Below are 12,934 nucleotides of genomic sequence, written 5' to 3'. Positions count from 1 at the left end.
GGGGGCCTGAGCCACCGCGGGGAATAACCCGCCGAGGGCGCCCTGTTGTCGGTGATCATGAAGGCCATCACGTACAGCTCATATGGAACTCCCGCGGAACTGCAGCTCGTTGACGTACCCGAGCCCAAGGTCGGACCGGGCGAGGTCCTCGTCCGCGTCAAGGCCGCCGGGGTCAACCCGGTCGACTGGAAGCTCGCCGCCGGATACCTCGACCCGATCCTCGAGGTCCGCCACCCCGTCATACCCGGCTGGGACGTCGCGGGGACCGTCGAGGCCGTCGGCGCCGACACCTTCGACTACGCCGTGGGCGACGAGGTCTACGGCTACGTCCGCAAGGAGTGGGTCGAGCTCGGCACCTACGCCGAACTGGTCTCCGCCCCCGTCCGCACGCTCGCCCACAAGCCCCGCGAACTGAGCTTCGAGCAGGCCGCCGCCATTCCGCTGGCCGGGCTCACCGCCTACCAGTCACTGACCCGCGCGGGCCTCCGGGCCGGCGAGACCGTGCTCATCCACTCCGCGGCCGGCGGCACCGGCTCCTTCGGCGTGCAGATCGCGGTCGCCCTCGGCCTGCGCGTCATCGGCACGGCCGGCGCGCACAACCACGACTACCTGCGCTCGCTCGGCGCCGAGCCCGTCCTGTACGGGGAGGGCCTGGCCGACCGCGTCCGCGCGCTGGCCCCCGAGGGCGTCGACGCGGGCCTCGACTTCTACGGGGACGGCGTGATCGAGGTGCTCCAGTCGCTGGTCAAGGAGCGCCACCGGGTGGTGTCCATTGCCGACTACGAGGCCGCCGCCAAGGGCGCGCACCAGCTGTGGGTGCGCCCGGACCACGCCGACCTCACCTTCCTGGCCGGGCTCGCCGACACGGGCCGGCTCACGGTCAACGTCGAGCACGCCCTGCCGCTCGCGGAGGCGGCGCGGGCCTGGGAGCTGAGCGCCGCGGGCCGCACCCGCGGCAAGATCGTCCTCACGCTCTGACCGGCACCCGGCCCGGGGCGGGACGGGACGGCGCGCGCCCGCACCGCGGGGCGTACGGGTGCGGTCCGCCGGAGGCTGCTGCCCGGCGGACCGTACCCCCGCACCCGCCCCGCCACGGCTCAGGGGGCGCGGTCCGTCATGCGCCTGCCCGCGCGTGGCGGTTGGCCGGGCGCGGCAGTCCGTAGTTCTCGCGCAGGGTGCGGCCGGTGTACTCGGTGCGGAAGAGTCCGCGGCGCGCCCCCGCATCGCACCACCCCCGCCCAGGCGCGCGGCGGCGCGCGGCAGCTCGGGCACGGCGCTGGCAGGGCGGGCACGGCGTAGGCGGGACGGCCACGGCTTGGGGGGGCGACGGCGACGACCCGGGGCGGGCCGAGTACGCCAAAGACGGGGCGTCGCGGACGACCCGGGCGGCCCGAGTACGGCGTAGACGGGGCGCGGTAGCTGGCGCGGGCGCGCCGCACGCCCCTGCGCACGCCCGTACCGGGCCCCGGCCACCCCCCTCCGACCCCGCGCCGCCCCACCCGCCCGGCTCGGGGTCGGCCCGAGCACGGCCTGGGCGGGGCGCGGTCTCGGAGGGGGACGCTCTGGCGGGGGCCGGCGCCCCGCCACCGGCCCGGTCCGGCACCGCACCGCCCCCGCCCCCGCCCCCGCCCGCCGATGCGCCGTGGCGCTTTGGCGGGCTCCGGCATCATCAGGGGACGCCCGCGCCCCCCGAGGAGACCCCCGTGACCCGTATGGCAGGTGACAGCCGGGCCGCCGCCAACGCCTCCACCGTGCTGCGGACGGTCCTGGACCACGGGCCGGTCGCGCGCAGCGGCATCGCCGGGCTGTCCGGGCTCAGCCCCGCCGCCGTGTCCCGGCAGACCACCGGGCTGCTCCGCGCCGGGCTGCTGCGGGAGTTGCCCGGTCCCGCCGACGGCGTGGGGCGGCCGCGGATCCCGCTCGACCTGCACACCGGGGCCGTCGGCGGGCCCGTCGCCGCCGGGCTGCACACCGGGGTGCCCCAGTCCACCTTCAGCCTCGTCGACCTGCGCGGCCGCCTGCTGGCCCGGCGGTCCTTCCCCCACCGGGACCCGCGCTCCCCCGATCTCGGCCGGGAGATCGCCGCCCGGCTGCCGGTTCCTGCGCGAGTGCGACACCGGCCGGCCGCTCCTCGGGGTCGGCGCGGCCCTCGGCGGCTGGGTCCGCCCGGGCCGCCCGGACGGGGCGGGCGGGCCCGGCGCCGGGGTGGTCGTCCGCCACGAGGCCCTGGGCTGGCGGGACCGGCCGCTCGCGGCCGAGTTGTCCCGGGCGCTGGGCCTGCCCGTGTCCGTCGACAACCACGCCCGCGCCGTCGCCCACGCCGAGATCCTCTTCGGCCGCCCGGAGGCCCGCCGCAGCCTCGTCCACCTCTTCATCGGCAACGTCGTCGACGCCGCCTTCGGCATCGAGGGCACCGTGCACCAGGGTCCGGGCGCGGCCGCGGGCGACGTCGCGCACCTCCCGGTGCCCGGTTCGGTCGCCCCCTGCGCGTGCGGCCGTACGGGCTGTCTCCAGGCGACCGCCTCCGACACGGCACTCGGCGCCGAGGCCGTGCGCCGCGGGATCGTCCCCGACCCGTCCGTCCCGATGCTCGTGGACGCGGCCGCGACCGGCGACCCGCGCGCCGACCGGCTGCTGCGCGAGCGCGCCCGCGACGTCGGCCGGGCCGCCGCCCTGCTCCTCGACGTGTTCAACCCGGCCGTCATGGTGGTGACCGAGCTGTCGAGCGTGCTGCACGACGGGTATCTCGACGAGATCCGCGACGCGGCCGCGTCCCTCGCCCGCGCCCCCGGAGACCCCGGGCGGATCGTCCCGCCCCACGCCGGTCCCGCCGTGCTCCCGGGGGCGGCGGCGACCGTCCTGCTCGGTCCGCTCTTTCGTGACCCCTCCCACCTCACATGAGAGGGGGAGATCACATCGGGTGGTCCTGGTTGTTCCCTGGGCGCCCCCCTAGCATTCGAGCCATGACGGTCCTGCCTGATGACGGGCTCTCCTTGGCCGCCGAATTCCCTGACGCGACGCATGAGCAGTGGCAGCGCCTGGTAGAAGGCGTGCTGCGCAAGTCGGGCAAGGAAGTTTCCGGCGAGGCAGCGGAAGACGCGTTGTCCACCACGCTCCAGGACGGGCTCACCACCCGCCCGCTGTACACCGCGCCCGAAACCGCGCCCGACACCGGCTTCCCCGGCTTCGCCCCCTTCGTACGGGGAGGCAGGGCCGAGGGGAACGCCGCGAACGGCTGGGACGTGCGCCAGCGGCACCAGGGCGCCGACCCCGTACGGGTGAACGAGGCGGTCCTCGCCGACCTGGAGAACGGGGTCACCTCCCTCTGGCTCACCCTCGGTGACGGCGGCCTGCCCGCCGAGGCGCTCCCCCGCGCCCTGGAGGGGGTCTACCTCGACCTCGCGCCCGTCTCCCTCGACGCCGGCGCCGGCTACGCCCGGGCCGCCCGCGCCCTGCTGGACCTGTACGCCGCACGCGAGGTGGCCCCCGCGGCCGCCCGCGCGAGCCTGGGCGCCGACCCGCTGGGCCACGAGGCCCGTACGGGTGAGGAGCTCGACCTCGCCGACGCCGTCGAGCTCGCCAGGGAGGCCGCCGGCTACCCCCACGTGCGCGCCCTGACCGTGGACGCGCTGCCGTACCACGAGGCGGGTGGCAGCGCCGCCGAGGAGCTGGGGCTCTCCCTGGCGACCGGGGTCGCCTACCTGCGCGCCCTCACCGACGGCGGGCTGGACACCGAAGCGGCCCTCGGCCAGCTGGAGTTCCGCTACGCCGCCACCGCGGACCAGTTCCTCACCATCGCCAAGCTGCGCGCCGCCCGCCGCCTCTGGGCCCGGGTCGCCGAGGCCTGCGGGGCCGCGGAGGCGGGCGCCCAGCGCCAGCACGCCGTGACCTCGCCGGTGATGATGACCCGCCGCGACCCCTGGGTGAACATGCTGCGCACCACCGTCGCCTGCATGGCGGCGGGCGTCGGCGGCGCGGACGCGGTCACCGTGCTCCCCTTCGACCACGAGCTGGGCCTGCCGGACGCGTTCGCGCGCCGTATCGCCCGCAACACCTCCAGCATCCTGCTGGAGGAATCACACCTGGCCCGCGTCATCGACCCGGCCGGCGGCTCCTACTACGTGGAGCGCCTCACCGACGAACTGGCCCACGCCGCGTGGGAGTTCTTCCAGACCGTGGAGAAGGCCGGCGGCCAGGCCGCCGCCCTGCGCTCCGGCCTGGTCGCCGACCGGATCGCCGCCACCTGGGCCGAGCGGTCCAAGAAGCTGGCCAAGCGCCGCGAGCCGATCACCGGCGTCAGCGAGTTCCCCCTGCTGTCGGAGAAGCCGGTCGTGCGCGAGCCCGCGCCCCCGGGGCCCGCCGGCGGCCTGCCCCGGGTCCGCCGCGACGAGGCGTACGAGGCGCTGCGCGCCCGCAGCGACGCCCACCTGGCCGCGACCGGCGCCCGGCCGCGGATCTTCCTCGCCGCGCTCGGCCCGGCCGCCGCGCACACCGCGCGGGCCACCTTCGCCTCGAACCTGTTCCAGGCGGGCGGCATCGAGCCGGTGCACGATCCGGTGTCGGTGACCCCGCAGACGGCCGCGGCGGCGTACTCCGCGAGCGGCGCGGACGGCACCGCCGTGATCTGCTCCAGCGACGTACTGTACGAGGAGCAGGCCGAGGCGGTGGCCGCCGCCCTGCGCGAGGCGGGCGCCACGACGGTGTTCCTCGCCGGGAAGCCCGGTACCGCCGCGGAAGCGGTGGACGCGTACGTCTTCGCCGGCTGCGACGCGGTCGCCGTGCTGTCCTGCGTACTCGACCGGATGGGAGTCACGTCGTGAGCGGCATCCCCGATTTCTCCGAGCTGGCGCTGGACGGCGCCGGCCCCGCCGCCGGCTCCGAGGACCAGTGGCGCGCCTCCGTGAAGGAGTCCACCGGCACCGCCCCCGGTGACCTGCTGTGGGAGACGCCCGAGGGCATCGGCGTGCAGCTGCTGTACACCGGGCGCGACCTGGAGGGCCTGGACTTCCTGCGGACCTACCCGGGTGTGGCCCCGTACCTGCGCGGCCCGTACCCGACGATGTACGTGAACCAGCCCTGGACGATCCGGCAGTACGCCGGCTTCTCCACGGCCGAGGAGTCGAACGCCTTCTACCGGCGCAACCTGGCCTCCGGCCAGAAGGGCCTCTCCGTCGCCTTCGACCTGCCGACCCACCGCGGCTACGACAGCGACCACCCGCGCGTGACCGGCGACGTCGGCATGGCGGGCGTGGCGATCGACTCGATCTACGACATGCGGCAGCTGTTCGACGGGATCCCACTGGACAAGATGTCGGTGTCGATGACGATGAACGGGGCGGTGCTGCCCGTCCTCGCGCTGTACATCGTGGCGGCGGAGGAGCAGGGCGTCTCCCCCGACAAGCTCGCCGGGACCATCCAGAACGACATCCTCAAAGAGTTCATGGTCCGCAACACCTACATCTACCCGCCCAAGCCCTCGATGCGGATCATCTCCGACATCTTCGCGTTCACCTCGCAGAAGATGCCGCGGTACAACTCGATCTCCATCTCGGGCTACCACATCCAGGAGGCCGGAGCCACGGCCGACCTGGAGCTGGCCTACACCCTCGCCGACGGCGTCGAGTACCTGCGGGCCGGGCAGGCCGTCGGGCTGGACGTGGACGCGTTCGCGCCGCGCCTGTCGTTCTTCTGGGCGATCGGCATGAACTTCTTCATGGAGGTCGCGAAGCTGCGCGCCGCCCGCCTGCTGTGGGCGCGCCTGGTCAAGCAGTTCGACCCGAAGAACGCCAAGTCGCTGTCGCTGCGCACCCATTCGCAGACCTCGGGCTGGTCGCTGACCGCGCAGGACGTCTTCAACAACGTGACGCGCACGTGCATCGAGGCGATGGCCGCTACCCAGGGGCACACCCAGTCGCTGCACACCAACGCCCTCGACGAGGCGCTCGCGCTGCCGACGGACTTCTCGGCGCGCATCGCCCGCAACACGCAGCTGCTGCTCCAGCAGGAGTCGGGGACCTGCCGGTCCATCGACCCGTGGGGCGGCAGCGCGTACGTCGAGAAGCTGACGTACGACCTGGCGCGGCGGGCCTGGCAGCACATCCAGGAAGTCGAGGCGGCCGGCGGCATGGCGCAGGCCATCGACGCGGGCATCCCGAAGCTGCGCGTGGAGGAGGCCGCGGCCCGCACGCAGGCCCGGATCGACTCCGGCCGGCAGCCGGTGATCGGCGTCAACAAGTACCGGGTGGAGACCGACGAGCAGATCGACGTCCTCAAGGTCGACAACTCCTCCGTGCGCTCCCAGCAGATCGCCAAGCTGCGGCGGCTGCGCGAGGAGCGCGACGAGGCCGTCACCCAGGACACCCTGCGGGCGCTGACGAACGCGGCGGGCAGCGGCGAGGGCAACCTGCTGGCCCTCGCGGTGGACGCGGCGCGCGCCAAGGCGACCGTGGGCGAGATCTCCGACGCCCTGGAGAAGGTCTACGGGCGCCACGCCAGCCAGATCCGTACGATCTCGGGTGTGTACCGCATGGAAGCAGGCGAGTCCCCGTCCGTGGAGCGCACCCGTGCGCTCGTCGACCGGTTCGAGGAGGCGGAGGGACGGCGTCCGCGCATCCTCGTCGCCAAAATGGGCCAGGACGGCCACGACCGCGGCCAGAAGGTGATCGCCACGGCCTTCGCCGACCTGGGCTTCGACGTGGACGTCGGCCCGCTGTTCCAGACCCCGGCGGAGGTGGCCCGCCAGGCCGTCGAGGCGGACGTCCACGTGGTGGGCGTCTCGTCGCTGGCGGCCGGTCACCTGACCCTGGTACCGGCGCTGCGCGAGCAGCTGGCGGAGGAGGGCCGCGAGGACATCATGATCGTCGTCGGCGGGGTCATCCCGCCCGCGGACGTGCCCACCCTCCTGGAGATGGGCGCGACGGCGGTCTTCCCGCCCGGCACGGTCATCCCGGACGCGGCCCACGACCTGGTGACGCGGCTGGCCGCGGACCTCGGGCACGAGCTGTAGGCGGGCATCGATGCCGAAGATCGACATCGAGGCCTACGCGAAGGGGGTCCTCGACGGGAAGCGCGCGTTCGTCGCGCGCGCGATCACGCTCGTCGAGTCCACCCTGCCCGCCCACCGGGCGCTGGCGCAGAAGCTCCTGACGGAGCTGCTGCCGCACTCGGGGCGCGCCCGCCGGATCGGCATCAGCGGGGTGCCGGGGGTGGGCAAGTCCACCTTCATCGACGCGTTCGGCACGATGCTCACGACGCTGGGCCACCGGGTGGCGGTCCTGGCCGTGGACCCCTCCTCCACCCGTACGGGCGGCTCGATCCTCGGCGACAAGACCCGGATGGAACGCCTGGCCGTGGACCCGGCCGCCTTCGTCCGGCCCTCCCCCTCGGCGGGCACGCTGGGCGGGGTCGCCAAGGCCACCCGCGAGTCGATGATCGTGATGGAGGCGGCGGGCTACGACGTGGTCCTCGTCGAAACGGTCGGCGTGGGTCAGTCGGAGACCGCGGTCGCCGGCATGGTGGACTCCTTCCTCCTCCTCTCCCTGGCCCGTACGGGCGACCAGCTCCAGGGCATCAAGAAGGGCGTCCTCGAACTGGCCGACGTCCTCGCCGTCAACAAGGCGGACGGCCCGCACGAACGCGAGGCGAAGTCCGCCGCCCGCGAACTGTCGGGCGCGCTGCGCCTCATGCACCCGGCCGACGCCGCGTGGACACCGCCGGTCCTGACCTGCAGCGCCCGTGAGTCGACGGGCCTGGACGAGGTGTGGAACCGCCTCGAACAGCACCGCACGCTGCTGGAGGCGGGGGGCCGGCTGGCGGCGAAGCGGGCGGCCCAGCAGGTGGAGTGGACCTGGTCGATGGTCCGCGACGAACTGCTGGCGCGGCTGCGCGCGGACCCGTCCGTACGGGAACTGGCGCCGGCCCTGGAAGCGGCGGTCCGCGAAGGCACGGTCACAGCCACCTCGGCGGCGGACCGCATCCTCGCGGCCTTCACCCGCCCCTGACCCGGGCGCCCCTTCAGCCCCGCCGGCGTTTGAGGCGGCACGGGGCCACATCCCAGCCCCGCCGGCGTTCGAGACATGCGCGGGGCCGAATCCAGCCCCGCCGGCGCTTGAGGCGCGGGGTCCGGGGCGGAGCCCCGAAGGCCCGGCCCCGGCCCGGCAAGGGCAAGGGCTACGCCCCGACCAGCACCGAACCGGCGGAGCCCAGCGCCTGCCGCAGCAGCCCGGTCCGCTCCACGGGATCCCCACTGCCCAGCAGCGCGGACAGGACCGCGATCCGCGCCTGCCCCGCCCGCAGCGTCCCGGTCGGCACGGCGCCCGCGGCGACCAGGTCCACGGCCCCGCCGTGCGTGTAGATCTCGGTGACCGGCCCGGCCGCGACCCGCGTGGTCAGCGCGACCAGCACCCCGCGCCCGATGGCGGCCTTCACCGCGTGGACGATCTCCGGCGTCGCGTTGCCCGCGCCGGTCCCGACCAGGACGATCCCCTGCGCCCCGGCGTCGACGGCCGCGTTCAGCAGGACCGGGTCGCCGTCGGCGTGGTGCATGACCATGTCGACCCGCGGCGGCACCTCCGGCATCGCGGGCAGCGGCAGCGGGACGGACCGCTGCGGCGGACGCAGCGCGGTGACCTTCCCGAAGCCGACCTTCCCGAACAGCTCGGCCGAGGGGTCGGCGAACGCGTCCAGGGCCACGGCCTGCGTCTTCACGGTGCCCCGGGCCGCGTGCAGCCGGCCCGCGAAGGCGATCAGCACGCCGAGCCCGCGCGTGGTCGCGGCGGTCAGGAGCGCGTCGTACAGGTTCCCGGGGCCGTCCCCGTCGGCGGTGCCCATGGGGCGCTGCGAGCCGGTGAAGACCACGGACCGCTCGTCGTGGTGGTGGAGGTCGACGAGGAACGCCGACTCCTCCAGGGTGTCGGTGCCGTGCGTGACGACGATCCCGTCGACCCCCGGGTCGGCGAGCACCTCGTGCACGGTGCGCAGCAGGGTGAGCTGGTGGGCGGTGGTGAGCCGGGGGCTGTTCACGCTGAACAGGTCCACGAGCTCGACGGTGACGCCCTCGGGGAGCGGCGCGGTGGCGACGACCTCGCTCCCGTCGGCGTCCGCGGCGAAACCGGAGCCCTGCCAGCGGCTGGCTATCGTCCCGCCGGTGCTGATGACGACGATCCGTCCCATGGCCGTGGCCGTCCTTCCCTCACGCGTGCGTGGCTCGTACAGATGTACTGCAACCAGCAATGATAGAGAGATCTACGCGCAAGGCGATTGCTTCTTTCACCCCTCCTGTCACACACGGTGCGTGATAATTGCGTGATGGATGCCATTGACCGAGATATCTTGCGCGAGCTCCAGGCCGACGGACGCCTCAGCAACCAGGAGCTCGCCCAGCGGGTGGGCCTGACCCCCTCCCCCTGCATGCGCCGCGTGCGCCAGCTCGAACAGGACGGCGTGATCCAGGGCTACCGCGCGGTGATCTCCCCCGAGGCGGTGGGCCGTGGGTTCGAGGTGCTCGTCTCGGTGGAGGTGCGCCGCGACCGCGAGGCGGTCGAGGCCTTCGAGGCGGCCCTCCAGGACATCCCGGACGTGATCGAGGCGTACCGCCTCTTCGGCAGCCCCGGCTGCCTGCTGCGGATCGCGGTGGCGGACCTGCGCGCGTACGAACGTCTGTGGATCGAACAGCTGACGGCCCTCTCCGGGATCACCGAGGTCAACTCCCAGATCATCATGAAACGCATCAAGGAACCCACGGGCCTCCCCGTCTGACGCCCAGGCAGCGCGCACGGGGGCTCGGCAGGGTCCCCGGCTACCGCGGCGAAACACGAACGACAAGCCGCGCGCAGGGCCCCGGACACGCATACGGTTCGGGTACCGGCACCGCGGGCGGCGCGGACGGCGCACCCGGTGCGTGACAGTGTGTGTGGGCCGGTTCTCCTCCCGGCCCACACCCGCGATCAGGCCGGTCTACGCGATCCCGTCCACGTCCGCGAACGCCCGCGTACCGATGTCCGCGTAGCGACCGTCGACGAGACCCTGGTGGTAGCCGGTGCCCTTGAACGTGGTCGGAGTCGCCTTCTTCAACGTCGGGTACTGGGCCGAAAGGCGCGACTCGACCACCTGCGTCCGGTCGGCGAGCACCAAGGCGACGCTGCGGCCGCTCGCGGGTTCCTCCCCGCCCTCGGGTCCCGCCTGCCGCTCGGCAGCCGTCCGCGCCACCTGCTGGGCCGCACCAACCCGTGCCGCGACCTCGCGGATGAACCCGAGCATCCAGGAACGCTTGTACGCGCGGGCGTCTTCGCCCGCAGGGCGGTGCAGACGCTCGGCGCGGTCCGCCCCGTCCAGCATCTGCAGCCGGAGACTCGAGAAGAGCACCTCGGAGGCCTGGATGTCCGCCTCGAAGCCGAAGAGGTGCACGCGGTGCTTGTTGTTCTTCCCCCCGGGATACACCGACCGGCACCGCATCTCGCTGCTGATCCAGGCCAGCAGACGTCTCACTTCCTTGACGTAGGGCGGGTGCAGATCGACGACCCGGTCCACCGGACCGCCCCGTTCGGTCTGGTCGTCGAGCATCGCCTGCTCGATGCCGTACTTGGCCATGAGCTCGGTGGCCTTGTCCAGATAGGCGCGAGCTTCCTCTTCGCCGACGGCCTGGCTCTCCGCCTTCCGCAGGAGCGCCCTGACCTTTTCGAGCAGCGCGGCGGGCAGTCCGGCGCCGGCCGAGCGCCGAGCCGCGGTGGGCCCGGCCGCCGGGGGCTCCGGCGAGGGGCCGGTACCGTCGGGCCGCGGCCGGTCGTTCCCCGGACCCTGGCCCTTCCCTTCGTTGTCGAGGCCGAAGTCGTTGTCGAGGTCGTCCCCGCCGCCCATGCCCTGCTCCTCGGCAAGGGCGTCGGCGAGGTCTTCCGGATCGGGGACGATGTCCGCCAGGCGTTCCAACGCCCAGCGCCGCCAGGAGGCCGCATCGTCCGTGCGGATCCGGGCGCGGAGGGTACGGAGCCGCTTGAAGCGCCCCTCGGCCTGCGGGACCAGGAATTCCAGCCTCGCGTGCCCGAGCCGGCACAGGGCCAGCAACTCGCAGAGGTCCCCCGGGCTCTGCCCGTCGTACCGGATCCCGATCCCGGGTTCCGGGTACCACTCGGCGTCTTCGGCCCAGGGTTCGTCGAGGAGCCCCGCGAACTCGCCCGCCGGCTGCGAACCCGCCTCGACCCGTACGACCGAGGGCGCCGGCTGCCCCGAGTAGGCCAGGGCCGCGGCCCGCTCCTCCCTGGAGCCGACGACGTGGTACCAGACGGGTACCGAGCCGGACATCCCGCGCCACGTCACGACACCCCGCCCGGTGTTCTCCTCCGCCAGGCGCTGAACCCCCGCGCTCAAACGGCGGTCCTCCCAAGCCTCCCCGTCCGGCTGCTGCTGTGCGTCGAGGAATGCGCTCAGGTAGTCCGTCGCGGACCTGCTCGCCCCGCTCCTGCTGTCCGCGAGGAGGGCGCGCTCGCACCCCGACAGTGCGTCGACCACCGGTTGGAACACGAGTGACATGTACCGCTTGCCGGCCTCGGACAGCTCGCCGAGGAAGGCCCGCGTCGCCTCGGATCCGGTTGCCTGCTGCTCCCGCCGCCAGGCGTCGAGACGTTCGATCCGGACCTGCTGCTCGGTCAGCCACTCCAGGTGGCCGGCCCCCTGCAGGTGCTCCCCGTGCAGCAGTACGACGTCCTGCACCGCCTCGGCCACCTCGGGGCCGGCCAGAACGGCCCGGGCCAGGAGCCCCAGCGGTTCCGGCTCACCGGCGAAGAAGGCAGCGGGCGTGACCAGCTCCCGCCCGTGCCGACGCGGTGCCCGCTCCGGTTCGTCGGCATCCCCGTCTCCCGGGATGTCCGCCGCCCAGCGCGCCCGCCACCCCGCCACGTCCCGTACCGGGTCACCCGAACGGGGCCGGCCGCGGCGCCACTGCCACAGCAGCATCGACTCCCAGTGGGGCGCGTTCCACGACCAGAGCGCGGGCTCCCCGTAGGACGCGAGGGCGGATCGGAGCTCGCGCACCGGCCCCTCCAGGTCCTCGAACTCCCCACCGGGAATCAGCCGCTCCAGCCAGCCGACACTCTCGGCGACCGACTGGGCCCGCGCCTCGTCCGCCGCCAACCGCGCGACGGTCACCGCCGCCACCAGCCGTTCCTCACCGAAATCGGCCGGAAGCAACTTGTACAGGAGGGGCCCGACGTCCTCGAGCACACCAGCAAGGAGCTCGACCCGACCCCCCAACCAGTCCGCACGATCCTGCCGAAACTCCCGCTCCGGCACCCCACGGATATCACCAGCCGCCACGAGGCCCCCTCCCCAGTTCGTCCACCTCCGCATCCTAAGGAACGCGCCGACCACCCCGCCCAACCCACAACCACATCCCGCCGCCGCCCGGCCACGTCAACGAACCACACACCCCACGCACCACGCCCGAACCTGCCTGCCAGCTCCCGCCGCACGGGCAGAGCCCGCCCCACTGGTCGCGGCACAAGGCAAAGGCAATTGGTGACCAGGGGCAGAGCCCAAACACCCCCACGCGGTGCGTCATGAGGAAAAGGTTCGGCCACAGCCATTCACCCACGGACCAGGACGTCATGAGGAGTACCTGCCAAGATCCCCGACTCCTCCCCTCCCGCGAACCCCAGGTGGAGCTCGTGACGGGCGTGGGTGGACAGCACGTGATACGTCGTGCGCAGATCCGTCGAGGTAGGGTCCACGCCTCATCCACTTCCATAGCAGGGACGGCCACGGCCTCGAAGCTCAGTCCCTTGGCGCTCGCTCGGTGGACGATGACGAGGCCCGGGCGGGACAGGTCGGGGCCGGTTCCGGGTGGCAGGGGTCATCGGAACCGGGTAGGACGAAGCCACCGCCCCCGTCCGCGTGTCAGAGCCGCCCCCTACCCTTCCCGTGCATGATCCGTCTCCCAGGCGAG

The 12,934-nt window shown here is 73.7% G+C and carries 7 protein-coding genes and 1 pseudogene; 6 read left to right on the top strand and 2 right to left on the bottom strand.

The genetic code is table 11. The features are described from left to right. The first annotated feature begins 57 nt into the window (after window positions 1-57). From ACFWTC_RS20070 to meaB, 5 genes and pseudogenes are all read left to right on the top strand, one after another. The gene (locus tag ACFWTC_RS20070) at window positions 58-978 is read left to right on the top strand and encodes an NADP-dependent oxidoreductase (RefSeq protein WP_383922543.1); all 921 of its coding nucleotides are present in this window, start codon (window positions 58-60) and stop codon (window positions 976-978) included. 734 nt (window positions 979-1,712) lie between these two features. Beyond that, window positions 1,713-2,901: pseudogene (locus ACFWTC_RS20065) on the top strand (ROK family protein). A gap of 62 nt (window positions 2,902-2,963) precedes the next feature. Continuing rightward, entirely contained in the window at window positions 2,964-4,820 is a 1,857-nt protein-coding gene (locus ACFWTC_RS20060; RefSeq protein ID WP_384027791.1) for a methylmalonyl-CoA mutase family protein, read from the top strand. Continuing rightward, window positions 4,817-7,006, top strand: a complete 2,190-nt coding sequence (gene scpA, locus ACFWTC_RS20055) for a methylmalonyl-CoA mutase (protein ID WP_384027790.1) — start codon at window positions 4,817-4,819, stop codon at window positions 7,004-7,006. The genes ACFWTC_RS20060 and scpA overlap by 4 nt, the downstream gene beginning before the upstream one ends. Window positions 7,007-7,016: 10 nt before the next feature. Then, window positions 7,017-8,000 carry a methylmalonyl Co-A mutase-associated GTPase MeaB gene (gene meaB / locus ACFWTC_RS20050; RefSeq protein ID WP_383922532.1) on the top strand — a complete coding sequence of 328 codons (984 nt, stop codon included), beginning with the start codon at window positions 7,017-7,019 and terminating at the stop codon, window positions 7,998-8,000. A 169-nt stretch (window positions 8,001-8,169) separates the two neighbouring features. On the opposite strand, the gene ACFWTC_RS20045 is transcribed toward meaB, so the two are convergent. Continuing rightward, window positions 8,170-9,171, bottom strand: coding sequence for an asparaginase (locus ACFWTC_RS20045; RefSeq protein WP_383922529.1), 1,002 nt, complete (start codon window positions 9,169-9,171; stop codon window positions 8,170-8,172). Window positions 9,172-9,306: 135 nt separating this feature from the next. On the opposite strand from ACFWTC_RS20045, the gene ACFWTC_RS20040 reads away from it, so the two are divergent. Beyond that, window positions 9,307-9,756, top strand: a complete 450-nt coding sequence (locus ACFWTC_RS20040; RefSeq protein ID WP_383922526.1) for an Lrp/AsnC family transcriptional regulator — start codon at window positions 9,307-9,309, stop codon at window positions 9,754-9,756. 198 nt (window positions 9,757-9,954) lie between these two features. Here the strand turns inward: ACFWTC_RS20040 and ACFWTC_RS20035 are convergent, their stop codons facing one another. Continuing rightward, window positions 9,955-12,213: a DUF2786 domain-containing protein gene (locus tag ACFWTC_RS20035; protein ID WP_384027789.1), complete on the bottom strand. Its 2,259-nt coding sequence runs from the start codon at window positions 12,211-12,213 to the stop codon at window positions 9,955-9,957. Between the last annotated feature and the right edge of the window lie 721 nt (window positions 12,214-12,934).

This window comes from Streptomyces sp. NPDC058619, from assembly GCF_042717785.1.
GTDB lineage: Bacteria > Actinomycetota > Actinomycetes > Streptomycetales > Streptomycetaceae > Streptomyces.
The sequence above is the reverse complement of the archived record's forward strand: the minus strand, read 5'-3'. Positions and strand labels throughout refer to the sequence as shown.